This window comes from Bradyrhizobium sp. CCBAU 51745 (genome assembly GCF_028128715.1).
Lineage (GTDB): Bacteria > Pseudomonadota > Alphaproteobacteria > Rhizobiales > Xanthobacteraceae > Bradyrhizobium > Bradyrhizobium manausense.
The window spans coordinates 129,088-154,257 of record NZ_LBJP01000088.1; the positions used below are offsets into that span (position 1 = coordinate 129,088).

Genomic DNA, 25,170 nt, shown 5'->3' on the forward strand with positions numbered 1-25,170 from the left:
GGGATCGCTCACTTCATTCCCGTCATCTCGTGGGTCGGCATCATGTTGCTGTTGAGGTGGTTCATCACCCACAGCGAACCCGACAGCGCGATCACCACCATGACGATGGTGAAGATCAGCGCCATCATGCTCCAGCCGTTCTCTGACTTGGGGCTCATATGCAGGAAGTAGATCATGTGCACGACGATCTGCACGACCGCGAAGGCCATGATGACCAGTGCGGTGATCTGCTTGCTCGGCAGCGTGCCGCTCATCACCAGCCAGAACGGGATCGCGGTCAGCGCCACCGACAGCACGAAGCCGAGCATGTAGCCCGAGAACGTGCTGTGGGCGTGGCCGTCGTCGTGGTGATGGCCGTCCGCGTGCGCGGCGTGGGTATCGGTGCTCATCGAAGAACTCCCAGGAGATAGACGAAGGTGAAGACGCCGATCCAGACCACGTCGAGGAAGTGCCAGAACATCGACAGGCACATCAGGCGGCGGCGGTTGGCCTCGATCAGGCCGAAGCGCCAGACCTGCACCATCAGCGTCACCAGCCAGATCAGGCCGCAGGAGACGTGCAGGCCGTGGGTGCCGACCAGGGTGAAGAAGGCAGACAGGAAGGCGCTGCGCTGCGGCGTTGCGCCCTCATGGATCATGTGGGCGAACTCGGTGAGCTCGATACCGATGAAGGCGGCGCCGAACAGGCCGGTGATCAGGAGCCACATCTGTGTCTGCGCGATCTTGTTCTGCTGCATCGTCAGCATGGCAAAACCATAGGTGATCGACGACAGCAGCAGCATCGAGGTGTTCACCGCGACCAGGTTGAGGTCGAACAGGTCCTTCGGCGCGGGGCCGGCGGCGTAGTTGGCGCCGAGTACGCCGAAGGCGGCAAACAGCATCGCGAAGATGAGGCAGTCGCTCATCAGATAGATCCAGAAACCGAGCGAGGTGCTGTAGCCTTCCGGATGCGGATGTTCGTCGGCGAGATAGAAGACCGGCTCGCCGGTTTGGGTGGGATTGACAGCGACGGTCATTTACTTGGCTCCGGCGAGCAGTTTGGTGCGCGCGTCCTCGGTCCGGATGACGTCGTCAGCCGGAATGTCGAAGTCGCGGTGATAGTTGAAGGTGTGACCGATCCCGACGGCGAGCATCGCGATGAAGCTCAAGGCGGCCAGCCACCACATGTACCAGATCAGGCCAAAACCCATCGCGGTGGCGAAGCCGGCGAGGACGATGCCGGTGCCGGTGCTGCTGGGCATATGGATCGATTTGAATCCCATCAGCGGACGCTGGTAACCGCGCTTCTTCATGTCCCACCAGGCGTCGTTGTCGTGGACGACGGGCGTGAAGGCGAAGTTGTAGTCCGGCGGCGGCGAGGACGTTGCCCATTCCAGCGTGCGCGCATCCCAGGGATCGCCGGTGACGTCCTTGAGCTGCTCGCGCTTGAGGAACGAGACCGCGAACTGCATCAGCATCGAGAGAATGCCGAGGAAGACGAGGCCGGCGCCGATCGCGGCGATGACGAACCAGACCTGAAGCGAGGCATCGTCGAACACGCGCAGGCGGCGGGTCACGCCCATCAGGCCGAGCACATAGAGCGGCATGAAGGCCATGTAGAAGCCGGTGACCCAGAACCAGAACGAGCACTTGCCCCAGAACGGATCGAGCTTGAAGCCGAACGCCTTCGGGAACCAGTAGTTGATGCCGGCGAACGCGCCGAACACCACGCCGCCGATGATCACGTTGTGGAAGTGCGCGATCAGGAACAGGCTGTTGTGCAGGACGAAGTCGGCCGGCGGCACCGCGAGCAGCACGCCGGTCATGCCGCCGATCACGAAGGTGAGCATGAAGGCGATGGTCCACAGCATCGGCAGCTCGTAGCGGATGCGGCCGCGATACATCGTGAACAGCCAGTTGAACATCTTCGCGCCCGTCGGGATCGAGATGATCATCGTGGTGATGCCGAAGAACGAGTTGACGCTGGCGCCGGAGCCCATCGTGAAGAAATGGTGCAGCCAGACCAGGTACGACAGGATGGTGATGACGACAGTGGCGTAGACCATCGAGGTGTAGCCGAACAGGCGCTTGCCGGAGAAGGTCGAGGTGACTTCCGAGAAGATGCCGAAGGCGGGGAGAACCAGGATGTAGACTTCAGGGTGGCCCCAGATCCAGATCAGGTTCACGTACATCATCGGGCTGCCGCCGAAATCGTTCGTGAAGAAGTTGGTGCCGACATAGCGATCGAGCGAGAGCAGCGCGAGCACGACGGTCAGGACGGGGAAGGAGGCGACGATCAGGATGTTGGTGCAGAGCGAGGTCCAGGTGAACACCGGCATCTTCATCATGGTCATGCCGGGGCAGCGCAGCTTGACGATGGTGCAGATCAGATTGATGCCCGATAGCGTCGTTCCGACGCCGGCGACCTGGAGCGCCCAGATGTAATAGTCGACGCCGACGTCAGGACTGTAGCCGATGTTCGACAGCGGCGGATAAGCCAGCCAGCCGGTGCGGGCGAATTCGCCGATGAACAGCGAGGCCATCACCAGCACCGCGCCGCCGACCGTCATCCAGAAGCTGAAATTGTTCAGGAACGGGAACGACACGTCGCGGGCGCCGATCTGCAGCGGCACGACGTAGTTCATCAGGCCTGTCACCAGCGGCATCGCCACGAAGAAGATCATGATCACGCCGTGGGCGGTGAAGACCTGGTCGTAGTGATGGGCGGGCAGGAAGCCTTCCGAACCGTTGAACGCCATCGCCTGCTGCGCCCGCATCATCAGCGCGTCGGCGAAACCGCGCAGCAGCATGACGATGCCGAGGATCATGTACATGATGCCGATGCGCTTGTGGTCGACGGTGGTGAACCACTCGCGCCACAGATAGCCCCAGAGGCGGAAATAGGTGAGGCCTGCAAGCAGCGTGATGCCGCCGAGCGCGACCATGATGAAAGTGCCGACGAGGATCGGCTCGTGCAGCGGCAGCGAATCGATGCCGAGACGGCCGAAGATGAACTTGAGAAGATCAGGAGACATGCTGGATCTCTTTAGGAATCGGACTTCAGGAATCGGACTTGGGACGCTGTCCGAGGAAGAAGGACGAGGACTTCAGCGGCGCCAAAGTCGGCCGCTTCAGGCCGGCACCGACGAGCGGCGCGGTGTCGAGCGGCGCCTTGATCGCCGCCGTCGTCCGGCCTTGCGGCGCATCCGGCGTGCAGGTGCCGGCGACGAAGACAGGCTCCGGCCCGAGCACGGTGCCGCGGCGGGCGTATTTGTCGTAGGAGAGCGGAAGGGTGTTGTTCAGGCCCTCATGGCCGTTACCGCCCTTGGCGTCGATCGCCATCATCTCGCTCTGGCACATCTTGCCGGTCTCGACGCACATGTTGAGGATCAGGCGATAGAGATCGGAATCGACCGAGCCCCAGCGGCGCACCGGCTCGTTCTCGCTGGGCTTTTCGAGCTGGAGATATTCAGTGCGGCCAAGCGAGCCACCGGCGGACTTGGCCTGCGCGACCCAGGCGTCAAAACCCTTGTCGTCGAGGCCCTGGAAGTTGAAGTGCATGCCGGAGAAGCCGGCACCGCTGTAGTTCGCCGAGAAGCCCTTATAGGTGCCGGCGTGATTCACGACGGCGTGGAGCTTGGTCTCCATGCCCGGCATCGCATAGATCTGGCCGGCGAGCGCGGGGATGTAGAACGAGTTCATCACCGAAGAGGCGGTAATGCGGAAATTGATCGGACGATCGACGGGCGCTGCCAGGTCGTTGACGGTGGCGATGCCGTAGTCGGGATAGATAAAGAGCCACTTCCAGTCGAGCGCGACGACATCGACCTCGAGCGGCGCCTTGGACTGGTCGATGGCACGGTCGGCATGGATGCGCCCGAGCGTGCGATAGGGGTCGAGCAGATGCGTGCCCATCCAGGTCAGCGCGCCCAGGCAGACGATGATCAGCAGCGGCGCCGACCAGATCACCAGCTCGAGCTTGGTCGAGTGGTCCCAATCCGGCTCATAGCGGGCCGAGGTGTTGGACTGGCGGTAGCGCCAGGCGAACAGCACCGTCAGCGCCATCACGGGGACGACGATCAGGAGCATCAGGACGGTGGAGATGATGACGAGGTCGCGCTGTTGGGCAGCGATATCGCCGGCTGGCGCCAGCACGATGTAGTTGCAGCCGCTGAGCGCGACTGCCAGGGGTAGCAGCGCCAGGATCTTGAGACGGGACACGGGCCGAGCCTTATGAGAATGAGTTTCCTTTGCGGGGCCAATGGGTAGCTGCGGCGCAGCAATCCGGACATTGGACAATTTGTCCAATGTTGCAGTGCGAGATGTTGGGTCAAACAGGTCTGGATTGCCTGGCGTCAAGCCGGGCGGTCGGCTTTGGTTTTCAGGACGTTAAGGGCGCACGCATGGCGACGGCACAGACCCCCGCACTGGCGGATATCCACTCGGGCGAGCACGGCCACGACCAGGCCAGTCCCGGCGAGATCGCCATCGGCGTCATCATCGGCCGCACCTCGGAATTCTTCGACTTCTTCGTCTACGCGATCGCCTCGGTGATCGTGTTTCCGCGCCTGGTGTTCCCGTTCACGAGCGAGCTGACCGGCACCCTCTATTCCTTCATGATCTTCGCGCTGGCCTTCATGGCCCGGCCGATCGGCACCGTCATTTTCATGACTGTTGACCGCGAGTACGGCAAGACCGCAAAGCTGGTCTCGGCGCTGTTCCTGCTCGGCACCGCCACAGTGGCGCTGGCGTTCCTGCCCGGCTATTCCGAGATCGGCGTAGCCGCGATCTGGCTGCTGGCGCTGGCGCGTCTTGCGCAGGGTCTGGCCTGGGGCGGCGCCTGGGACGGCATGGCCTCGCTGCTGGCGCTGAATGCGCCGGCGTCCCAGCGCGGCTGGTACGCAATGGTGCCGCAGCTCGGCGCCCCGCTCGGGCTGATCGTGGCGAGTGCGCTGTTTGCCTATTTCGCCGGTCTCCTCTCGGCCGATGATTTCTTTGACTGGGGCTGGCGCTATCCGTTCTTCGTCGCCTTCGCCATCAACGTGGTTGCGCTGTTCGCCCGCCTGCGCATGGTGACGACAGAAGAATACGCCACACTGTTCGAGACTCGCGAACTCCAGCCGGCGCGGATCTCAGAGACGGTTGCACGCGAAGGCCAGACCATCATGCTTGGCGCGTTCGCGCCGCTGGCGAGCTTCGCGCTGTTCCACATGGTCACGGTGTTCCCGCTGTCCTGGGTCTTCCTGTTCACCCGCGAAAGCCCGGTGCGCTTCTTGATCATCGAGATCGTGGCGGCCGTGTTCGGCGTCGCTGCGATCGTGGCCTCCGGCATCATCGCCGACCGCGTCGGCCGCAAATCGCTGTTGATGGGGTCGGCAATCGCAATCGCGATCTACAGCGGCTTTGCCCCGCAGCTGCTCGATGCCGGCGCGTTCGGCGAGACCATCTACATGGTGATCGGCTTCATCCTGCTCGGCCTCTCCTTCGGCCAGTCCTCGGGCGCGATCGCCTCGAACTTCAAGCAGATGTATCGCTACACGGCCTCCGCCCTGACCTCCGACATGGCCTGGCTGTTCGGCGCCGGCTTCGCCCCGCTGGTCGCGCTGTTGCTCGCCACCAATCTCGGCGTCATCGCCTCGGGTGCGTACCTGCTGTCCGGCGCGTTCTGGACCCTGCTTGCGCTCTGGCTCAGTGGCCAGCGCGAAGCCGGTGACATGGACGCGGGTCAATCGTCGAACTGACGGGAATAAAGTTCGAGGCGGACGATCCTGTTGGCGGGACCGCTAACAGGAGATGCCATGAACGTCTGGTCGAATTCCGCCGGTCGGCGAAGCACTGCAAGCCTGGCTTTCGCGATTACGCTTCTTTGCGCTAGCGGCCCCGCCGGCGCGACCGGCAATGTCGCGCGGGGGCAGACGCTCTACAAGGGCTGTGCAGACTGCCACTCGATCAATGAGAACGGCGTCGGTCCGATGCACAAGGGCGTGGTCGGGCGCAAGGCGGGCAGCGTCGCGGGCTACGATTACTCGCCCGACCTGAAGAACTCCGGGATCGTCTGGACCGAGGACAATCTCGACAAATGGCTGACCGGGCCGCAGGCCATGGTGCCCGAAACCAAGATGTTCGTCGACGTGCCGGATGCGCAGGATCGCGCCGATATCATCGCGTATTTGAAGGAGAAGGCGCGGTAAGGCAGTGCAGGTCTCGTAGGGTGGGCAAAGCGAAGCGTGCCCACGATCTGTTGCTACAATTGATGAATGGTGGGCACGGCGCTGCGCGCCTTTGCCCACCCTACGGCAGCCGCGCCAGCCTCAATCCGTCACGATCTTCACGCGGTCACGCACCTTCACCTGCGCGGTGCGGTCGAGCCCGTTCAGCACGCGAAAGCGTTCGGCGGGATGATCGACGCCGGCCATGCGGTGCGAGAGCGATTCCACGGTGTCGCCGGGCTGCACGGTGATGACCTTGATGCGTAGCGGACGCGCGGCCTGGATCTCTTCGAGCGTCAGGCGGCGGAAGGAATTGACGGTCTCGCGCGCATTGCGCTCGCTCTCGGTCGACTTCTGCCGCGTGGCGAAGATGAAGCGGTAGACGTCGCTGCCGAAGCGCAGCGCATAGACCTTGAATTGCCACTGGTCGCCCTTGGCGGCGGCGGACGCGGCCGGGAAGCCGTTGATGGTCAGGTCTTCGGTCGAGGCCTTCTCGACGCCCTCCATCCAGCCGGAATTGAGGTAATCGCCGAGCGATTGTTCGGCCGGCACCCGCACGACATCGAAGCGCATCGCCTGCGAGCCGCCCTCGCGCACGCCGATCACCGCCTGTGCGGTGTTGTCGAGTGTAAAGTTATCGGGCGCCTGGAAGGTGAAGCCGAGCTTCGGATGCAGGAATCTGCGGCCGCGGACGAAGCCTTCGCTCGGATCCTCGCCATAAACGAGGTTGTCGATCGCGGCGAGATAGCTCTCGCGGTCGCGCTCGGCGCCTTCGGGCGCCGCATATTGCCGCGCGATCGTCTGCGCATTCTGCACCCGCTCGGGCGTTGCCGGATGCGACGATGTGAAATCCTGCGCGCGTGGATCGAGCGAGCTCTTGCCGGCCTTCAGCTCGGCATTGCGCTCCATCGCCGAGAGAAAGCGGGCGGCACCGTAAGGGTCGAAATGCGCCTTGGCGGAGATGCCGACGCCGATGCCGTCAGCCTCGAATTCCTGGTTGCGCGAAAAGCTCGCCATGGTGAGCTTGGTCTTGGCGAGCGCGAGCGCGGTCAGATCAGGGTCGTTGCTCATATCGGTGACGACACGGGTCACGATCGCGGCCTGACGGGCCTGGTCCTCGCGCATCGCGGCGTGCTTGGACAGCACATGCGCCATCTCGTGGCTGAGCACGGAGGACAATTCCGAGGTATCGCTGGCCAGCGCAATCAGCCCGCGGGTGACGTAGAGCTGGCCGTTCGGCAGGGCGAAGGCGTTCACTGCGCCGGAATTGAGGATGGTGACCTTGTAGCCCTGATCCGGGCGGTCGGAGGCGGCAACGAGGCGGTCGACAGTCTTGCTGACCAGTGATTCGAGCTTGGGGTCGTCGTATGTGCCGCCATAGCTCGCCAGGATCCGCTCGTGTTCCTTTTCGGTAGCGGGGGTCTGGGCGACGGCCGGCTTGGGCTTGGGCATCGCCACGGTTGCCGGGGTCGCAACAGTCTGGAACCGACCCATATCGCCGCAACCGGCCAGACCAGTGCCCAGCAGCAGGCAAAGCATGGCCGGCGCAGCCCGCAGGCGGCGTCCTTCGCCAATTTTGCGCTGTTCTAGCACCCCATTCACGTCGCTTAACCCGTGCCCGGCCTTAAGGCCTTACCCCAGTAGGCTCGTTTGCGCCCAGCAATTCAACCTGTCCCAACAGACGCACGTCGATACGCGGCCCCGTCGTCCCCTCAACCCAGCCCCGGACACGAATACGCCTGTTTTCCAGGGACTTAAGGGATATTCCTGCGCTTTCGAACGCCGGCAGGTTGCGCTTTGAAATAGTCACAGCAAAGCCGTGTGTCCAGTTTCGTCCGAAGTTGAGGTAGGTCATTGCCCCAGCTTGCCGGACCGACAGGACTTTGCCCTCGACCACCATAAAGCGCCCGATCCCGGCCAAAATATCGTCCGGACTTTCCGCGTTTTTTATGGCCGACGGGTCAGCCCAACTGCCCTTTTTTTGGCGCCGCGCCTCCGCCTCGGACGACATCAGGGCGGCTGAACAGTCCTTGTCGGAGATCTCGGCCGAGACCAGGGCGTCGCCCTGGGCGAGGAGCATCGACTGAACTGGGATGTCGCTCTCGCCGATAAACAGCAGCGCACCTTGGCGGCCGTAGCGGTCGGGCGTGTCGTCGGTGCCGCGCAGGATGACGTCGCGGCCGACGAGCAGCGAGGTCAGCGCCTGTCTGGTCGTTGCTGTCGCCTCGATGCCGGTGAGGCGAACCTCACGGCCGTCATCGAAACGCACGCTGCGCGCGTCGGTGATTGCGGCGACACGGCCTTCGCCTTGTGCTTCGAATTGGCACGGGGCTGCGACCGCGGGCAGACCTGCGGAGAGAAGGAATGCGACGATGAGGTGAAGCCGTTCAGTCACGAGACCCGCAGAGGTTGCATTGTGATATAGATTTACCCCAAGTTTAGTGAGTCGTGAAGACATTTCCTCACACTCCGTCATTGCGACGAGCCAAGCGACGAAGCAATCCAGAGTCTTTCCGCGGTGAGATTCTGGATTGCTTCCGCCTTCGCCAAGGCTTCGGCGGACAGGTCGCTGCGCTCGCAATGACGTGGAGATATCGATCCATGCCTCACCATTCCGCTTTGCGGAAAACATGAGCGGCAATCGTGCGCTCGAGACGCGCTTCTGCTTGCTGCGCTCTCGCGCATGCGGCATGATTGCGACAATAGCAATAATCAAGCCGCCATTCAGAGCAAGGCGATCAAGGGAGGTTGTTTTCAATGAAGCCTATTTTGTCGGGCATTTTTGCCGCCGCGTTGGCCTTCAGCGCGAGCGCCGTGCAGGCCCAGGACAAGCCTCCTCTCAAGATCGGCGGTATCCTCGACATGTCGAGCCTTTATGCCGACATCACCGGTCCGGGCAGCGAGACCGCGGCCAAGATGGCGGTGGAAGATTTCGGCGGCGAGGTGCTGGGACGCAAGATCGAGGTGCTGGCGGCCGACCATCAGAACAAGGCTGACCTAGCTGCCAACATCGCGCGCGACATGCTCGACAATCAGGGCGTCGAGATGATCTACGACGTCGCGGCCTCCGCCACCGCGCTTGCCGCCGGCGAGATCGCAAAGGCGCGGGGCAAGATCATCATCTTCAACGGCCCGGGCTCGATCCGTCTCAGCAACGAGGCCTGCGGCCCCACCACGATCCACTATGTGTTCGACACCTACGGCCAGGCTAACGTGACCGGTCTTGCCGCCGTGAAGTCGGGCCTCGACACCTGGTTCTTCCTCACCGCCGATTACGCTTTCGGCCAGGATCTGGAGAAGGACACCGGCGCCGTCGTCACCAAGACCGGCGGCAAGGTGCTCGGCAGCGTGCGCCATCCGCTCAATACGTCGGATTTCTCCTCGTTCCTGCTTCAGGCGCAGGCCTCGAAAGCCAAGGTGATCGGGCTCGCCAATGCCGGCGGCGACACCGTCAATGCCATCAAGCAGTCGGCCGAGTTCGGCATCATGAAAGGCGGCCAGAAGGTCTCGCCGCTGCTGGCCTTCGTCACGGACATCGACTCGATCGGACTTGAGACCGCGCAGGGACTGCTGCTGGCCGAAGCCTTCTATTGGGACATGAACGACGAGACGCGCGCTTTCTCGAAGCGCTTTCAGGAACGCGTCAAACGGCCGCCGACCTCGGCACAAGCCGGCGTCTATTCCTCCGTCACGCACTATCTGAAGGCCGTGAAGGCGGCCGGCACGACCGATGCGGCTGCGGTGATGAAGGTGATGAAGGACACGCCGATCAACGATTTCTTCGCTCACAACGGCAAGATCCGCGAGGACGGCCGCATGCTGCACGACATGTACCTGTTCGAGGTCAAGAAGCCGTCGGAATCGAAGGGCCGCTGGGACGATTACAAGCTGCTCGCCACCGTGCCGGGCAACGAGGCGTTCCAGTCGCTGGAGCAGTCGCGCTGCCCGCTGGTGAAGAAGTGACGGCGTGACGTCGTCACGCCGTCATCCCGGGGCGCGAAGCGAACCCGGGATCTCGAGGTTCCGGGTTCTCGCACCGCGAGCCCCGGAACGACGGAGATACAGAACAACGATAAGGAAGTTGTCCCATGAACGACATGGTCCTGCAAAAGCTCGAAGCCGGGCTGCTCACCATCACGATGAATCGCCCGGAGCGGAAGAACGCGCTCAATCCCGAGATGGTCGCGGGCCTGGTCGAGGCGGCGCGGCGCGCGGCTGACGATCCCGAGGTGCGCGCGGTGCTGTTCAAGGGCGCCGGCGGCTCGTTCTGCGTCGGCGGTGACGTCAAGTCGATGGCGGCCGGCCGCGCACCGCTGCCGTTCGAGCAGAAGCTTGCGAACCTTCGCCGCGGCATGGAGGTGTCGCGCATCCTGCATCAGATGCCCAAGCCGGTGGTGGCGCAGCTCGACGGCGCCGCGGCCGGCGCCGGCCTGTCGATGGCGCTGTCGTGCGATCTGCGTGTTGCCTCCGAATCCTGCAAGATCACGACCGCTTTCGCCAAGGTCGGCTTCTCCGGCGATTACGGCGGCACCTATTTCCTGACCCAGCTGCTCGGCAGCGCGCGGGCGCGTGAGCTCTACCTGACTTCGCCCGTGCTGACCGCGAGGGAAGCGCATGCGATCGGCATGGTGACCAGGGTCGTGCCCGACGCCGAGATCGACGCTGCCGCGCACGAGCTTGCGATGTCGCTGGCGCAGGGGCCATCGATCGCACTCGGCTTCATCAAGCGCAACATCAACAATGCAGAGCATCTTCCGCTGGAGGATTGCTTCGACGGCGAGGCGATCCACCACACCCGCTGCAGCGACACCGAGGATCACAAGGAGGCCGCCAAGGCTTTCGTCGAGAAGCGCAAGCCGGCTTTCAAGGGCGCATGACCATGGCATCCTATATGCGGCTGCGGCAGATCTGTCTGGTCGCGCCGCAACTCGCGCCTGTCATCTCCGATATCGCCGAGATCATGGGCCTTTCCGTCTGCTACCGCGACGGCAACGTCGCCAAATATGGCCTGGAGAATGCGCTGCTTCCGGTCGATACGATCCTGCTGGAGGTGGTCGCTCCGTTCAGGGACGGTACCACCGCCGGCCGCTTCATCGAGAAGACCGGCGGCCGTGGCGGCTACATGGCGATCTTTTGCTGCAACGATCCGGACGAACGGGGCCGCAATGCCAATGCGCTTGGCGTGCGCACCGCCAACGTGATCGACCACGCGCCCTATCACGGCGTCCAGCTCCATCCCCGCGACTGCCGCGCCGCCTTCATCGAATTCAACCACACCGAGGGCAGCGACGACATTTTAGGCGCCTATCCGCCGGCCGGGCCTGACTGGCAAAAATTCATCCGCAAGGATGTGACGCAGGCCTTGACGGCGGTGGAGATGCAGAGCCCGGATCCGCACGGCCTGGCGGCGCATTGGGGCAAGATCATCGGGGTTGCAGCCGATGGTACCGAACTGAAGCTGCCCAATGCGACCTTCCGCTTCGTGAAGGGCGCGAGCGAGATCATGAGCGGTCTGGAGTTTCGGGTGGCCGATGCGGCGAGCGTGTTGCATGCGGCGCGTGAGAAAGGGCTCGCGGTCGCTGGCAACGAATTCCTGCTGGGCGGCGTCACGTTCCACGTTCATTCGTGAGCTGTTGCGACAAATTCCGCTGTCGTCCCGGCCCCCGTGCGCAATTGCGCACTAGGCCGGGACGACAGCTGAGGTTGTGGCGACGCGAGAGTGATACGGCAAAGCGCAGCCGCAATCACCTCCCCTTAAAATTCGCCACCCGCCGTTCTTCCGTGGCCTTCACACCCTCCTTGAAATCCTCAGTCGCGCGCAGGCGGGTCTGTTCGGCGAGCTCGTGGTTGGTCGCAGCCATCACGCGGTCGGCGAGGCCGGCGCGCATCGTGGCGCGGGTGGAGAGCAGGCCGAGTGGCGAGCATTCGGCAATCTCGCCGGCGAGCTTCATCGCGGCTGATTTCACCTGGTCCTGCGGCACCAGTTCATTGGCGAGGCCCCACTTATACGCCTCTTCGCCGGTGACGCGGCGGCTGGTGTAGAACATCAGCTCGGCGTTGTTCTTGCCGATCAATTCGGGCAGCGTCGTCGTCAGGCCGAAGCCGGGATGGAAACCGAGCTTGGTGAAATTCGCGGAGAAGCGGGCTTCGGGGCAGGTGACGCGGAAATCCGCCGAGACCGCGAGGCCAAGGCCGCCGCCGATGGCTGCGCCCTGCACGGCGGCGACGATCGGCTTCTTTGCGCGGAAGATGCGCACGGCCTGGATATAGAGATGGTTGATCGGGCCGAGACTGTCGGCCGGATCGCCCTTGGCCTTCTTCTCGGCCTCCTGCGCTTCCTGCGCCTGCCGCGCGGGATCGCCAAAATTTGCGCCGGCGCAGAACGCCTTGCCTTGCGCCGAGAGAACGGAGGCGCGGATCTCGATGTCGCGATCGAACTCGTCGAGCGCGTCTGCGATCTGGTTGATCAGCGAAATGTCGAAGAAGTTCAGCGGCGGCCTGCGGATCTCGATGGTGCCGACGTGGCCAACTTTTTCGACGCCGATATCTTTGTAGGTGCTCATGATGTCCTCGAAGCGTTAGCGCAAACCAAGTCCGCGGGCGATGATGCCGCGCAGCACCTCGGTGGTGCCGCCCTGGATGGTGAGTTTCGGTGCGGTCTTGATGGCGAAGTCGAGCTGTCGCTCCAGTGTCTCGCGGTTGCTCGCCGTCTCCTCGACGAAGGCGGCGAGATCGCGCACGCGGTGCGGAAGCTGTTGCTCCCAGACCGTGCCGATGTCCTTGACGATGGAGGCTTCCACCACCGGCTCCTTGCCGGCTTGCAGCATGCCTGCGACCGACACCGACATGCGCCGCATGGTGTGAAGCTGCGCGACGAGCCGGCCGATGCCTTCGGCGCTGCGCGTATCGGGGGTGGGACCGACCGCGCGGACCAGCTCGGTCAGCACGTAGTAGGTCTCCAGGAAGCGCTCGGGCCCTGAACGCTCATAGGCGAGCTCGCTCGTCGCCTGCTTCCAGGCGCCGTCGACTTCGCCGAGCACGTGATCATCGGGCACGAAGAAGTCGGTGAAGACGACCTCGTTGAATTCGTACTGGCCGGTGATCTGGCCGATCGGATTCACCTTGATGCCCGGCTGCTTCATCTTGACCAGGAACTGGGTCAGGCCGTGACGGCGGTTTTCCTTGGTCGGTGGCGAGGTCCGGAAGATCGCGATCATGTAGTCGGCGATATGCGCCGACGACGTCCAGATCTTGGTGCCGTTGATGAGATAGCCGCCGTCGGTCTTGGTGGCGCGCGTCCTCGCCGCGAACAGGTCCGAGCCGGAATTCGGCTCGCTCATGCCGATGGCAAAGCAGATCTCGCCGCGGCAGATGCGCGGCAGGATATCCATCTTGATATGTTCGGGGGCGTATTTCAGCAGCACCGGCCCGCTCTGGCGGTCGGCGACGAAGAAGCGCCGCGTCGGCGCGTTGGCGACGCGCATCTCCTCGGTCACCACGTAGCGCTCGAGGAAGGAGCGCTCCTGGCCGCCATATTTCTTCGGCCAGGTCATGCCGATCCAGCCGCGCTCGCCGACGCGGCGACAGAATTCCGGCACATCGGTGTCCTCGCGGTTGGGCTTGAACGGGTTGAAGGTGCCGCGAGCCATCTCCTCGGCGAGGAACGCGCGCACTTCCTTGCGCAGCTCTTCGCATTTGGGCGGCAGGCGAATCGGATCGAAACGAAGCGCTGCGGTCATGTGTCTCATTCCTTCTCAGCGTGAGGCGACCAGCGGCCACAATTGATCGGCCCCTCTTGAGGCGACGAGCTTGCCGAGTTCGACGGCCCAGTAGCTTTCCGAGCCGAAATCGTCGCGCCATGCCAGCGCCCGTAGCGAATAACGGTGCAGGATGTGCTCGATGGTGAAGCCGATCGCGCCATGAACCTGGTGCGCGATGCCACCGCCCTTTTCCGCAGCTTCCGCGCAGCGGATCTTTGCGGCGGCTGCTTCGAGATAGACCTCGTCGTCGAACGACTTTGCGTTCGCGATCGCGTCAGCTGCCGAAGTCGCGGCCGCCAGTGCGGCGGCGGATTCGCCGGCGAGGCGGGCGAGATTGTGCTGCACCGCCTGGAATTTCGAGATCTTCTTCTCAAAGGCGACGCGCTCATTGGAATAGCGCACGGAGATGTCGAGCATCGATTCCAGTGCGCCTGCAATCTGCAGGCTGCGCGCGACGCCGCCCATCAGCATCATCGCGGTCTGGTCAAAGCCACCAGGCGCGGCCTTGATGGTGAGGGGCTGGAGCTTGTCCAGCGTCACGGTATCGCTGTGGTCGTAGCCGACATTGAGGCCGGAATCGATCCGCGCCTTGCTCGCGTCGACCAGCGCGATCGCGACACCGTCCTTGCCGTGCGCCAGCACCGCAAAATGCTTGGCCGATTTCGCAAAAGGCACGCCGCGGCAGCGGCCCGAGACGGCGCCATCGGCATCGACAGTGATGCGATCCTTCGGCGAGGCCGGCAGCACCGTCATCTCGCCTTCGGGTGAGGCGATCTTCACCTGCGCCAGCAGCCAGCCTGCCAGCATGGTCTCGGCCAGGGGAACCGCGACCGCGAAGCGGCCCGCTGCGTTCAGCAGCGCAAATCCGTCGGCAAGACTGGCGCCGGAGCCGCCGAGATCATCGGGGACCCAGGACAAGGGCAAGCCGGCTTCGCTCAGCGCCTGCCACAGCGGCGCCTGCCACGAATTGTTCTTGTCGTTGTTGATGGTTTGCGGATCGGCAAGATCGGCGAAGATCTTCTCCGCGGTCTCGACGACGATATTGTCACTCTCCGCCACAGCGTTCCCCGTGTTTGCCATTGGCGCGTCGACCCAAGGGGCGGTGCGCGATCTCTTCTTGCGCCGGATGATCCGAAAAAGCCATGGCCCTGACAAGCGTTGATCGCAGGTCAACCTGCGGGGCGGGCATGGGCGATAAGCTAATTCCGCTTAGCGGAGTTTGCTCGATTTGCAGGGCGCGGCAAACTCGCTAAACAGGGCGCCAGAAACTTACAGAGGGAAGGACATCCGGATGGCCAAGGACAGTTTGTGCGCAATCGTGACGGGGTCCGCATCCGGCCTCGGTGCTGCAACCGCAGAAATCCTCGCCCGAAACGGGGCGCGGCTCGTCATCAACTATTCGTCGAGCAAGACCGAAGCCGAGGCCACGGCGGAAGCGTGCCGCAAGGCGGGCGCCGCCGAAGTGCTGGTTGCGCAGGGCGACGTCTCCAAGGATGACGATTGCCGCAGGATCGTCGCGGCTGCGAGCGGCTGGGGCAAGCTCGACATCCTCGTCAACAATGCCGGCACCACCAAGCACGTTGCTTATGGCGATCTCGACGGACTATCGGCGGACGATTTCCAGCGCCTGTACGGCGTCAATACGGTCGGACCGTTCCAGATGGTGCGTGCTGCGCGCAGCCTGCTCGAGGCCGGTGCGAAGGCATCGGGGCGAACGTCGGCGGTCGTCAACGTGTCCTCCGTCGCCGGCATCAACGGCGTTGGCTCCTCGATGGCCTATGCCGCGAGCAAGGGTGCACTCAACACCCTCACACGGTCGCTGGCCGTCGCGCTTGCGCCGATGATCCGGGTCAACGCGGTCTGTCCGGGCTATATCGATACGCCCTGGTTCACCAAGGGCCGTGGTGAGGAAGGCGCGAAAAAGGTGCGTGACGCCGTGTTGGCGAAGGTGCCGCTCAAGGTGGCCTCGTCCGCCGCGGACATCGCGCAGCTCGTCTGCTTCCTGGCGCTGCCGGCTTCCGGCAACATGACCGGCGAAGCCGTGCGCATGGATGCCGGGATGCATTTGATCACGTAGCTTTCGGCGCGCTCTCTCCGCGTCATGGCCGGGCTTGACCCGGCCATCCACGTGTTGCCGCGCGGACCGAAAGACGTGGATGCCCGGGTCAAGCCCGGGCATGACGATGCGGAGGCAATGCCCTCCGGCGCTTTAAGGCGCTACCCCTTGATCACGCCACTCGCCACCAGCCGGTGCCAGATGAACAGCACCACCACAGCGCCGATCGTGGCCATGATGAAGCCCGCGCCCTGATCCGGGCCGTAATGGCCGATGGCCTGGCCGATGAAGGTCGCCAGAAACGCACCGGCGATACCGAGGATGGTGGTGAGGATAAAGCCGCTCGGGTTGTTCGGTCCCGGTGCCAGAAAACGCGCGATGAGGCCGGCAACGAAGCCGACGATGATGATCCACAACAGGCCGCCCATGCTCATGTCAGTGCTCCCCTTGCCAACGGCATGATCCGGAAAAGTGTGCAGCGGTTTTCCGAGAAGATCATGCTCAAGCGATAACCTAAAGCGCGATTGTGATTGATCCTGATCTCATCGCGCTTGAGGTCAGAGTTCGATTAAATTCGTCCCGAAAGCTCGTTCTCGGTCGGTAGCCGTCCGTCCGGCGTCAGATGATCGACCACCTGCGGCAAATACTGGCTGAGGCCGGAGAGCAGCTCATCGCGCGACAGGCCGCTTTGGGCCGACAGGCTCTGGATCTGGTCAGCGCCGAGCGCATTGGCGAGATCGCCGGGTGCGATCGGCTTGTTCTCGCCCTTGCCGACCCAACTGTTTGCGGTCTCGCCATGGCCGCCTTGCTGGAGCTGGTTGAGGAGATCGCCGAGGCCGCCGCTCAGCACGGAGCCGGCCGCGCCGCCCGCGAGCAGGCCACCGAGGCCGCCCTTGAGGAGATCACCGAGACCGCCACCGCCGCCGAGAGCACCACCAGGTCCCGCATTCGCGGGTGGGGGCACGGGAGTCGGCGCCGGCTGCGGCACGGCGCCCGGCTGGCTTGCGGTCATATGCTTGAATGCCTTCCAGGCGAGCAGGCCGAGGATCGCCATGGTCATCGGCGACATGCCGCCGGAGGAGGATTGTGAGCTCGGCGTGCTCGGGCCACGGGGCCCGTTCTGCATGCCGTTGAGGACATCGAGTAGACCCATGGTGCTCTCCTTTGGCGTTCTCGTTCGGCGAGCTCTCGCCGCTGACAGCGCCCCCGGAGCGAAAACATATGGGCCTCTCATGACGGTTACAAGGCAGCTGCGCCGTGGCCGCGATGGGCAGCCGGCCTCGCCTCTGCCTGCTGGCTCTGCTATTGAAAGCCCGTCATTCAGGGAGCAGGTCAGGTGGTGACGGATCGACCGATCGTTGTGGCCGGCGCGGGCGCCATCGGCTGTTTTGTCGGAGGTCAGCTCGCCGCTGCCGGTCGCCGGGTCGCACTGCTGGTGCGGCCGCGGGTGAAGACCGAGATCGAGCGGTTCGGCCTGCGGCTGACGGATTTCGACGGCTCCGAGACAAAGCTCGATGCGGGACAGCTGGCGCTGTCGGAGGATCCTGCGATCCTCCACAGTGCCGGCATCGTGCTTGTCACGGTCAAGAGCGCCGACACGGCTGATGTCGCGGACCAGATCGCGCAGCACGCGCCGCAGGATGCCGTGATCGTGTCGTTGCAGAATGGCGTCGGCAACGTTGCCATTCTGAACGAACGTCTCGGCGGCCGCCGCGTGCTCGCCGGCATGGTGCCGTTCAACGTGGTCGCGATGGGCGAGGGACGTTTCCATCGTTCGACCTCGGGCGACATTATTGTCGGCGAGGATGCGGACAACACGGCGGCGGCGCTCTCGGTAGCCGGTCTCACGACGCGTGCCAACCGCGACATCACCGCCGTGCAATGGGGCAAGCTGATCATCAATCTGAACAACGCGCTCAGCGCGTTGTCCGACATGCCGCTCGCGGCCCAATTGGCAAGCCGTGACTGGCGACGGCTGTTCGCCGACCAGATGGCTGAGGGCCTCGCCGTGCTCAAGGCCGCCGGCATCACGCCGGCCTCGGCGACGCCGATCCCGCCGAACTGGACCCCGACCTTGCTGCGACTGCCCGACATGATCTTCAACGCGATCCTCGGGCGCACGATGAAGATCGATCCGCAGGCGCGCTCCTCGATGTGGCAGGATCTGAAGCAGGGCCGCAAGACCGAGATCGACTATCTGCAAGGCGCGGTCATCGCGCTTGCCGAGCAGAACAATGTCGAAGTGCCGCTGATGCGCCGCATTGTTGCGCTGATCAAGGAGGCGGAGACATCAGGCAAAGGCCCGCCGCGGCTTTCGCCGCAGCAGATTCGCGGCGTGGTTTGAGAACGACGGAGGAACCAATGAGGCGTTGCCTTAGGATCGGGCTCGCGCTGACCGCGCTCTGCGAGGCATCGACGCTCGCTTACGCGAGGCCGCCGACCGTCATGAATTCTCCCGGCTATGACGCGCGCCTGCAGGAGAGCCGCAAGGCGCTGGGCAATTCACAGACAGCGACAACACCCGCGGACGTTCCAGCCGCCGCCCCGAAGCGCAGCAAGAAAAAACACGCGAACTGAAGCTACACCTCCGCTTGTCCGGGATGACAGCGGAATGCGGGGAGCGCTGTCTCAGCCCTTCTTCGCCGGCTTGCTGGGCGTCGGGCTGAACAGCTTCTTCAACTCGCTCAAACCTTCCGACAGGCGCGGCCATTCGCAGGTGAAAGAGCCCTTGGTGCAGGGCGCGCCCTTTTGTCGCAACACCTTCGGCCGCTCGACCGGAACGGGCACGCGCTCGACCTCGGTGCGCAGCGCGACCTGCTGAAGCTGCTGCACTTGCTGTTCCTGCTGCTCGTGTTGCTGCCGCGCGGTCGCCCGTGCCGCTTCATTGCTGCGGCGCTGATCGGCGAGATAGGCAGTGTAGGATTCGTCGATCCTCTTCTGCTCCTCCGGTGTCGGGTTGGGACCTGCGATGTCGAAGCTGCGATCCTGGAGGAAGTCGTAATAGGTGTAGCCCCCGCCTGCCTTGCGGCGGCCCGCGAACTTTGCATTGCAGTCGGCGAGTGCCGCGGTCTTTTCGGCCTTGCTTGCGGATCTTTCGGCAGCGTCGGCGCATTCCTCGAAATCGACAGGCGCGCGCTTCCACCATTGCGCCTGGGCATGCGGCAATGTCAGCAGAAAAAGTCCTGCTGCGGCAACGAGAACCGGCGCCGCGCGACGCGATGCAACTACGTCAGACATTCTAAGAGAGTATTCCTCGCAAACTCAACCCAGACTGAGTCGTGACCGATTTTTGCCTCTTTCTCGCCGGCTTGTCACCCATGGAACCAGGGAAATTCATGGCTGGGTTGCTGACATTTTTTGCTTGACGTGGCTCGGGAGTCACAGCCCCGCAGCGCATGATGCGCTTAGAATTTTATCGGTTTGATGCGACAGGGACATGTTCGTCATGAGAGCGCTGAGCTGGATGGCCGCAATCGCTTTGGTGCTGATTTGCGGCCGCGCGCTGGCCGCGGAGGACGAGATCCCTCACGACAAGCCGGTGAAGGTCGTGGCCGATGCGCGGCTCTCGGTCGGCGGGCAGGGACTGTTGCCGCTCTATCTCTCCAGTGACTGGTCGATGCCGTTGCCTGCGATCTCGCGCGCCGTCATCGTGCTGCATGGCCGCCTGCGCAATGCCGACGAATACTACCTCTCGGCCCACACCGCACAGGTCGCTGCCGGCGACGATGGCAAGAGCGCGCTCATGATCGTGCCGCAGTTCCTGGCGCAGGTCGATGTCGACGCCCACAAGCTGCCCGCCGATATGCTGCGCTGGTCGCTGGCGGGTTGGGAGGGCGGCGAAGCCGCGCTTGCGCCCAATCCGGTTTCCTCCTTCGCGGCGCTCGATGCAATCCTGGCAAAGCTCTCCGACCGCCGCATCTTCCCGAACCTGAAGCAGGTCGTGATTTCAGGTCATTCCGGCGGTGGCCAGGTCGCGCAACGCTACGCCATCGCCGGCAAGGGCGAGACCGCGCTGTCGCGTCAGCATATCGGCGTTCGCTACGTCGTCGCCAATCCGTCGTCCTATGCTTATTTCAGCGGCGAACGGCCGGTGCCGGCGATTGCCGCGTCCTGCCAAGGCTACAATGTCTGGAAATACGGCATGGACGGGCGGCCGCCTTATCTGGCGGACGCAACGCCTGAAGCGCTGGAGCAGCGCTATGTCGAGCGTGACGTGATCTATCTGCTCGGCACGCTCGACACCAAGCCCGCGGCGGACAAGAGCTGCATGGGCGAGGCACAGGGCCCCAATCGCTACGTCCGCGGTCATGCCTATGCCGACGCGATGGCCAAGCGCGGTCACGGCACGCCCAATCACAGGGTGTGGGACATCGCCGGTGTCGGCCATGACGGCGACAAGATGCTGACCTCGAAATGCGGCCTCGCCGCGCTGTTCGATATCCCGGGCTGCGGCGCGGAGCGCTGACCTGGACGTCTTGAAGGCTGGCACGGGCGCACGCCGAATAAGATCATAAAAGGACCAAACGCCATGACGATTACCATCGCAGCGAACAGCGTGCCGAAACCGCCGGCCGATATCATCGAAGGTTTCAGGAATGCGCCGACCTCGATCATTTCCGACAATCTCAGCCGGCTGCCGGGCGCGGTCGGGCTGAAACCCTATCATCGCAGCGGCAAGCTGGTGGGTGCGGCCTTCACGGTGCGCACCCGGCCCGGCGACAATCTCGCCATCCACCGCGCGCTCGAGCTGGTCGGCCCCGGCGACGTCATCGTGGTCGATGGCGGCGGTGACGAGACGAGGGCGCTGGTCGGCGAAATCATGAAAAACATCGCGCAATGGCGCAAAGCCGAAGGCTATGTGATCGACGGCGCGATCCGCGATGTCGCGGCCTTCGCCGCCGACGACTTCCCCTGCTTCGCCCGCGCGGTGATTCATCGCGGCCCCTACAAAAACGGCCCGGGCGAGATCAACGTGCCCGTCACGATCGGCGGCAGCGTGATCTCGCCCGGCGACATCGTGGTCGGCGACGAAGACGGCGTGGTGTCGTTTCCCGCCGCCGGCGCCGCGGCCCTGCTGGAGGCGGTGCGCGTCCAGATCAAGCGCGAGGACGACACGCTGAAGGCAATCCGCGAGGGCCGCTACCAGGGGGCTTATGGCAAGTCCTGAACACGGCGCCGCTTAAGTCAAGGCAATGGCCGGATCGATCCTAGACCGAACTCGGCCATCGCTACGTTCAAAGTGCTTTTCGCGATCTCTGTTTCGGTCAAGGCTCTCATATTTGTTATGCTGAGGTTGCTTCGCGTGGTGAGGAATTGCTTAACTGTCTTGCCTGGCGTTCTCGTCCTGTTGGTCTCTGTCGCCTCCGCCGATAGCGAGCGGCGAATGACGGAAGAGGTCTACGCAAAAGCCAACAGTCTCTCCCCTGACGTGGTCCGAAGCCGTTTTGCTGCCAGTGGAGTGCTGCGATGCCCAGGTGGAGATAGCAGCGCTCAAGTGACTGGAGCGCGCGATGTGATCACGACCGCGGCTCACGCGTTTCGAGACCTTTGCAAGCCGCCGATGTCGCCGGACAAATGCATATTCGAGTACTATCTGGGAGCGGAGAAGCGGGCCGTTCCTTTGTCCGCAAAATTGTGGATGGGCACTTGCTTCGAACACGGGGCGAAAGCTGTTGCCGGCGATTGGGCAGTCGCAAAGCTCGCCTTTCCCGCAGAGGTCACGCCTTACGAGATCTATGAAGGGGCTGACATCCTTGTCGAGCTGGAGCGTGTCCTGGCGGCTGTCGGTTACGATATCGAGGCCGCAGGAAAGGCGGACAGATACGGGCCGTTCAACAAGACAATGCAGGAATGTCAGATCCGCGACGTAAGGGACTGGTCCATATTTGAAACGAACTGCGAGTTCACAGTCGGGGCATCGGGTAGTGCGCTGCTTCGTCTGCTGGGCGGCCGAATGACCCTGTTCGGCGTTCTCAGCGGCGACTATCACGATCAAGCATATTGCCCCCGCGGTCGCTGCGAGTTCAGGAGCCGGCAATGGTCCAGCGTATACGTGACCTTGAAAGGCGAATTCAAAGACCGGCTTCTGGCCGCGGTGAGCCAATCTGCTGCAAAATGAAACCTAGAAGGCAGCGAGGGCTTCCGATTCGGCGCTCGCTTTGATATGAACAGCTCCAGGCAACCCGTCTCATCGGCGGGTTCCGCGGTCCCGTAGCTCAGCCGGATAGAGCGGCGGTTTCCTAAACCGTAGGTCGCATGTTCGAGTCATGCCGGGATCGCCAGCCTTCACCTAGTCGAGCGATGAAGAGACGCGCTCCAGCGAGCTCGCGGCTTTCTTCCGCCATCCTTCGTTAAGCATGTCGTAGGTCGCGCTATGGTCGCGGTCAAAGCCGGTATGCTCGAGCCGGAGATCGGTGCCGCCAGTCGACGAGAGCCTGAGTGTCCAGGCCACGCTCGTGTCCAGAGGCCCTCCGCGCCAGGAGTATACCAGTCGCGAGCCGGGCTCGACCTTCAAGACCTCGCACCGGACGACGCCGTCAAATCCTGGCGCCGGCGCCGCGCGAAACGTGAAGCGGCGGCCGGCCTCGGGTTTGATGTCGTTGGGCATCAGCCAACTTTCGAGCAACCGAGGCTCTGTCAATGCACGCCAGACTTTGCGTGGCGGTGCGGATAGCTGGTAGTCAACAATGATCGCGCGCTTGTCCGTGCGCTCTTCTTGATCACGCATCGTCAGGCTCCTTCAGAGTTTCTCGCAAGCCGATCCGGGTTCTTCTGACCGGCGGAGCGTGAGGCTGCTCGCTTTCGCCCTGGCCACGTCTGAACGCCCGGCAGGAGCCGTTCGAAGGTGATGAAATGAAGAACAAGCCAGATCAGCACGCTCCGCAGCACGCTCGCAGTGCGTCCCCCCATCACGAAAAGTATCTGGTGATCGTTGGCATCAAGGGGGAAGAGTGCCGCGAATCGACCGATTGCAACGGCTTGTGCGAAGGTTGAGAAGCTAAATGGCCGGATGAGCCGGCCCTGGCTCCGCGCGATGACTTGTTCTGCCGCATAGACGCCGGAAACTGCCGCCGCCAATGCAGATGCGCGAAACGGCGCGCCGGTCGGTCCATTCGGGTGCGCACTATCGCCGACGGCGAGAATCGCGGGATGAGACACCGACCTCAAATCGGTTCCGACGACCACGCGATCTTGAGCATCAACCTGCAGCCCGGCCTGCCTCGCCATCGCGGGAGCGCGCATGCCTGCAGCCCAGATGCATATGTCGAAGGGAATGCGCCGCCCGCTGGCGGTCATCGCCGCATCGCTCTCAATCCCGGTAACTCGTTCGTCGTCGACAAGCTCGATGCCCAATCTTGTCAGGTCGCGTCTGATAACGGATCGAACCTTGGCGCTGCTGAAGTCGCCAACACTCGTGGGGCTCAGCAGCGTCACGCTCATATTGGGCCATGTCGATTTGGCTTCGCCCGCAGCCTCGACAGAAAGCGGTCCGCCGCCAACGGCAAGCACGCGAGCGGGGCGCCCGGAAATCTCATGAAGCGCGGCTCGCAGCGCGGCGGCAGAGCGCGGACCTTCACCCGGATCAAGGCGAAAGGCATGCTCTGGCGCGCCAGCGGCATTGTCGGTGTCGACATGTGAGCCCAGCGCGTAGATCAGTTGCGTGAAAGCAATCGTGCGCGGTGAGCCATCCTCTTCGATCGTGACGCTATTCCGAATGGGATCGAGCGACACCACGCAAGCACGTATGAACTGGACATTGGTGCGGCGCAGATATCTTGAAAGGGACGCGATCCGCGGTTTGACCGGGGCGACCATCGTCTCCTGCAGTCGGACACGCTCGACGAACTGTTCATTGCTATTCACCAGTGCAACGCGAAGCCCAAGCCGGCGTCGACCCAGTCGAAGAGCCGCCATCATGCCCGCATATCCAGCTCCCAGAACCACGACGTCGTAGGCTTCATGACTTGATCCGGGTGATCGGGACATCGATTGCTTCCTCTGCACACGCTTCTGTTTGGAGAAGAGGCTAGGCATAGCGCGACGCGGCCATGGCAAGCACTGCGACTGCGAGAAGAATAGCCGCGCCGCGATACGCCATCGCCAATTGAGATCGCACCTTTGGCTGGTCCCCCGGGGACGTCCGCAGCCTCCGCAACGCGCTACGGATGACGGTTATTTGAATAACGAGCGCGACGATTGCCGCCACGGCGCCTGCGCCCAAAAGCTGCTCCGTGGGCCCAAACGAACCCTCATGCAATGCCTTCCAAAGGTAAGCACCTGACAGCACCGCCACGGCAGCCGCGCCCAACTGCGGAGCGAACAGTTGCTGACCATCATTCCCCGTCGTCCAAGCGCATGCGAAAGTCGAGCCGGCCCAGAACGTGGCAGCGAGAATGTGGAGCGAAATGGCTATAAGCAGAACCGGCTGCATAGGGATCTAGACCTTTTGCACGAAGCTATTTGGATATACATGATGTATATTGAAATTCAAGAGGCGGAACGTGCCTAAGCGTGCCTATGTCAGCGTGGCGCGGGCTGAGGCCGCCGCGGCGAAACGGAACCAGGTCGTTCAGGCCGCTGCGCGGTTCCTTCGCGAGGAGGACAGCATCACCACCTTTTCGCTCGACGCAGTCGCAAAAGCGGCAAAGGTGACGCGCTTGACCGTCTACAACCAATTCGGCTCGCGCCGTGGGCTGCTCGAAGCAGTGTTTGATGATATCGCCCGCCGGGGAGGGCTCGCACGCCTGGAGGACGCCGCTGCCCATTCCGACCCTGAAAAGGGCCTCGAGATGATGGTTCGGATCTTCTGCGAATTTTGGGACAGCGACCCCGCGGTGGCGCGTCTTCATGACGCCATGGCGATTGACCTGGAATTCGCCCAAGCGCTCGCGGCGCGGAACGAGCGTCGGCGGCCGCTCATTGGAGAATTGATTGCACGAATAGCTGCCAAAGACACGCCGATCAGCGCCAAGCGCGATGCTGTCGATCTGATTTACGTCCTTACCAGCTGCGCGACCTTTCGGATGCTCTCGGGAGCGAGATCCGTCTCCGCCATCTGCGCCTTGCTCACGAACGCCACGAAGGCAGCGGTGGCCAAGATCAAGTGAAGGGCATACAAGCGGCCGGGTTGAATCCCGCCGTGAAAATCGACAAGCCAAACCAACCAG

The 25,170-nt window shown here is 63.3% G+C and carries 26 protein-coding genes and 1 tRNA gene; 13 read left to right on the top strand and 14 right to left on the bottom strand.

The window, feature by feature from the left end; all coding sequences use genetic code 11:
• Positions 1–8: 8 nt before the first annotated feature.
• From cyoD to cyoA, 4 genes are read right to left on the bottom strand one after another with little or no spacing between them, the layout of a single operon-like run.
• Positions 9–389 carry a cytochrome o ubiquinol oxidase subunit IV gene (gene cyoD / locus XH98_RS29670; protein WP_271603410.1) on the bottom strand — a complete coding sequence of 127 codons (381 nt, stop codon included), beginning with the start codon at positions 387–389 and terminating at the stop codon, positions 9–11.
• Positions 386–1,015 (bottom strand): cytochrome o ubiquinol oxidase subunit III, encoded by a 630-nt coding sequence (gene cyoC / locus XH98_RS29675; protein WP_057747468.1) that lies wholly within the window; start codon positions 1,013–1,015, stop codon positions 386–388. Before cyoC ends, cyoD begins: the two co-directional genes overlap by 4 nt.
• A complete protein-coding gene (gene cyoB / locus XH98_RS29680; RefSeq protein ID WP_271620703.1) occupies positions 1,016–3,013 on the bottom strand; it encodes a cytochrome o ubiquinol oxidase subunit I in 1,998 nt (665 codons plus the stop codon).
• A 25-nt stretch (positions 3,014–3,038) separates the two neighbouring features.
• The gene (gene cyoA / locus XH98_RS29685; RefSeq protein WP_271620704.1) at positions 3,039–4,199 is read right to left on the bottom strand and encodes a ubiquinol oxidase subunit II; all 1,161 of its coding nucleotides are present in this window, start codon (positions 4,197–4,199) and stop codon (positions 3,039–3,041) included.
• A gap of 182 nt (positions 4,200–4,381) precedes the next feature.
• Here cyoA and XH98_RS29690 point away from each other — a divergent pair, with 182 nt between their 5' ends.
• The gene (locus XH98_RS29690; RefSeq protein WP_057747471.1) at positions 4,382–5,719 is read left to right on the top strand and encodes an MFS transporter; all 1,338 of its coding nucleotides are present in this window, start codon (positions 4,382–4,384) and stop codon (positions 5,717–5,719) included.
• A gap of 57 nt (positions 5,720–5,776) precedes the next feature.
• Positions 5,777–6,169: a c-type cytochrome gene (locus tag XH98_RS29695; RefSeq protein ID WP_271620705.1), complete on the top strand. Its 393-nt coding sequence runs from the start codon at positions 5,777–5,779 to the stop codon at positions 6,167–6,169.
• Positions 6,170–6,289: 120 nt separating this feature from the next.
• Here the strand turns inward: XH98_RS29695 and XH98_RS29700 are convergent, their stop codons facing one another.
• Together XH98_RS29700 and XH98_RS29705 are read right to left on the bottom strand one after the other, a co-directional pair.
• On the bottom strand, positions 6,290–7,726 hold the full coding sequence (locus XH98_RS29700) for a M48 family metalloprotease (RefSeq protein ID WP_271620706.1): 1,437 nt from the start codon (positions 7,724–7,726) through the stop codon (positions 6,290–6,292).
• An 85-nt stretch (positions 7,727–7,811) separates the two neighbouring features.
• Positions 7,812–8,663 carry a thermonuclease family protein gene (locus XH98_RS29705; RefSeq protein WP_271620793.1) on the bottom strand — a complete coding sequence of 284 codons (852 nt, stop codon included), beginning with the start codon at positions 8,661–8,663 and terminating at the stop codon, positions 7,812–7,814.
• Between the two features lie 281 nt (positions 8,664–8,944).
• On the opposite strand from XH98_RS29705, the gene XH98_RS29710 reads away from it, so the two are divergent.
• From XH98_RS29710 to XH98_RS29720, 3 genes are all read left to right on the top strand, one after another.
• The gene (locus XH98_RS29710) at positions 8,945–10,150 is read left to right on the top strand and encodes an ABC transporter substrate-binding protein (protein WP_271620707.1); all 1,206 of its coding nucleotides are present in this window, start codon (positions 8,945–8,947) and stop codon (positions 10,148–10,150) included.
• Positions 10,151–10,275: 125 nt separating this feature from the next.
• A complete protein-coding gene (locus XH98_RS29715; RefSeq protein WP_057747477.1) occupies positions 10,276–11,064 on the top strand; it encodes an enoyl-CoA hydratase in 789 nt (262 codons plus the stop codon).
• 2 nt (positions 11,065–11,066) lie between these two features.
• Positions 11,067–11,816 carry a hypothetical protein gene (locus tag XH98_RS29720; RefSeq protein WP_271620794.1) on the top strand — a complete coding sequence of 250 codons (750 nt, stop codon included), beginning with the start codon at positions 11,067–11,069 and terminating at the stop codon, positions 11,814–11,816.
• A 115-nt stretch (positions 11,817–11,931) separates the two neighbouring features.
• Here XH98_RS29720 and XH98_RS29725 read toward each other — a convergent pair whose 3' ends face one another.
• Genes XH98_RS29725 through XH98_RS29735 form a run of 3 tightly spaced genes read right to left on the bottom strand, consistent with a single transcriptional unit; the run spans position 11,932 to position 15,006 of the window.
• Positions 11,932–12,750 carry an enoyl-CoA hydratase/isomerase family protein gene (locus XH98_RS29725; RefSeq protein WP_220001309.1) on the bottom strand — a complete coding sequence of 273 codons (819 nt, stop codon included), beginning with the start codon at positions 12,748–12,750 and terminating at the stop codon, positions 11,932–11,934.
• A 15-nt stretch (positions 12,751–12,765) separates the two neighbouring features.
• Positions 12,766–13,926 carry an acyl-CoA dehydrogenase family protein gene (locus tag XH98_RS29730; RefSeq protein ID WP_271620708.1) on the bottom strand — a complete coding sequence of 387 codons (1,161 nt, stop codon included), beginning with the start codon at positions 13,924–13,926 and terminating at the stop codon, positions 12,766–12,768.
• A 15-nt stretch (positions 13,927–13,941) separates the two neighbouring features.
• Positions 13,942–15,006 carry an acyl-CoA dehydrogenase family protein gene (locus tag XH98_RS29735; RefSeq protein WP_271603948.1) on the bottom strand — a complete coding sequence of 355 codons (1,065 nt, stop codon included), beginning with the start codon at positions 15,004–15,006 and terminating at the stop codon, positions 13,942–13,944.
• A gap of 232 nt (positions 15,007–15,238) precedes the next feature.
• Between XH98_RS29735 and XH98_RS29740 the strand changes: the two genes are divergently transcribed.
• Entirely contained in the window at positions 15,239–16,024 is a 786-nt protein-coding gene (locus XH98_RS29740) for an SDR family NAD(P)-dependent oxidoreductase (RefSeq protein ID WP_271603419.1), read from the top strand.
• Positions 16,025–16,164: 140 nt separating this feature from the next.
• Here the strand turns inward: XH98_RS29740 and XH98_RS29745 are convergent, their stop codons facing one another.
• A complete protein-coding gene (locus tag XH98_RS29745) occupies positions 16,165–16,437 on the bottom strand; it encodes a GlsB/YeaQ/YmgE family stress response membrane protein (protein WP_205668226.1) in 273 nt (90 codons plus the stop codon).
• 134 nt (positions 16,438–16,571) lie between these two features.
• Positions 16,572–17,156 (bottom strand): YidB family protein, encoded by a 585-nt coding sequence (locus XH98_RS29750; RefSeq protein WP_271603420.1) that lies wholly within the window; start codon positions 17,154–17,156, stop codon positions 16,572–16,574.
• A 183-nt stretch (positions 17,157–17,339) separates the two neighbouring features.
• Here XH98_RS29750 and XH98_RS29755 point away from each other — a divergent pair, with 183 nt between their 5' ends.
• Positions 17,340–18,347, top strand: a complete 1,008-nt coding sequence (locus XH98_RS29755; protein WP_271620709.1) for a 2-dehydropantoate 2-reductase — start codon at positions 17,340–17,342, stop codon at positions 18,345–18,347.
• A 17-nt stretch (positions 18,348–18,364) separates the two neighbouring features.
• Positions 18,365–18,580: a hypothetical protein gene (locus XH98_RS29760; RefSeq protein WP_271603422.1), complete on the top strand. Its 216-nt coding sequence runs from the start codon at positions 18,365–18,367 to the stop codon at positions 18,578–18,580.
• Between the two features lie 51 nt (positions 18,581–18,631).
• On the opposite strand, the gene XH98_RS29765 is transcribed toward XH98_RS29760, so the two are convergent.
• On the bottom strand, positions 18,632–19,240 hold the full coding sequence (locus XH98_RS29765) for a hypothetical protein (RefSeq protein WP_057747485.1): 609 nt from the start codon (positions 19,238–19,240) through the stop codon (positions 18,632–18,634).
• Positions 19,241–19,448: 208 nt separating this feature from the next.
• Between XH98_RS29765 and XH98_RS29770 the strand changes: the two genes are divergently transcribed.
• The 4 genes from XH98_RS29770 (at position 19,449) to XH98_RS29785 (ending at position 22,284) form a co-directional block, all read left to right on the top strand.
• Positions 19,449–20,468, top strand: coding sequence for an alpha/beta hydrolase (locus XH98_RS29770; protein ID WP_271620795.1), 1,020 nt, complete (start codon positions 19,449–19,451; stop codon positions 20,466–20,468).
• Between the two features lie 63 nt (positions 20,469–20,531).
• Positions 20,532–21,170 (top strand): RraA family protein, encoded by a 639-nt coding sequence (locus XH98_RS29775; RefSeq protein WP_271620710.1) that lies wholly within the window; start codon positions 20,532–20,534, stop codon positions 21,168–21,170.
• A gap of 216 nt (positions 21,171–21,386) precedes the next feature.
• Complete coding sequence (locus XH98_RS29780; protein WP_271620711.1) at positions 21,387–22,121, top strand: hypothetical protein; 735 nt, start codon at positions 21,387–21,389, stop codon at positions 22,119–22,121.
• Between the two features lie 86 nt (positions 22,122–22,207).
• Positions 22,208–22,284 (top strand) — tRNA-Arg (locus XH98_RS29785).
• Between the two features lie 8 nt (positions 22,285–22,292).
• Here the strand turns inward: XH98_RS29785 and XH98_RS29790 are convergent.
• Both XH98_RS29790 and XH98_RS29795 read right to left on the bottom strand, forming a co-directional pair.
• Entirely contained in the window at positions 22,293–22,730 is a 438-nt protein-coding gene (locus tag XH98_RS29790) for an SRPBCC family protein (RefSeq protein WP_271620712.1), read from the bottom strand.
• 2 nt (positions 22,731–22,732) lie between these two features.
• The gene (locus tag XH98_RS29795; RefSeq protein ID WP_271620713.1) at positions 22,733–23,989 is read right to left on the bottom strand and encodes an NAD(P)/FAD-dependent oxidoreductase; all 1,257 of its coding nucleotides are present in this window, start codon (positions 23,987–23,989) and stop codon (positions 22,733–22,735) included.
• Between the two features lie 515 nt (positions 23,990–24,504).
• Here XH98_RS29795 and XH98_RS29800 point away from each other — a divergent pair.
• Positions 24,505–25,110 carry a TetR/AcrR family transcriptional regulator gene (locus XH98_RS29800; RefSeq protein ID WP_271620714.1) on the top strand — a complete coding sequence of 202 codons (606 nt, stop codon included), beginning with the start codon at positions 24,505–24,507 and terminating at the stop codon, positions 25,108–25,110.
• Positions 25,111–25,170: the final 60 nt, after the last annotated feature.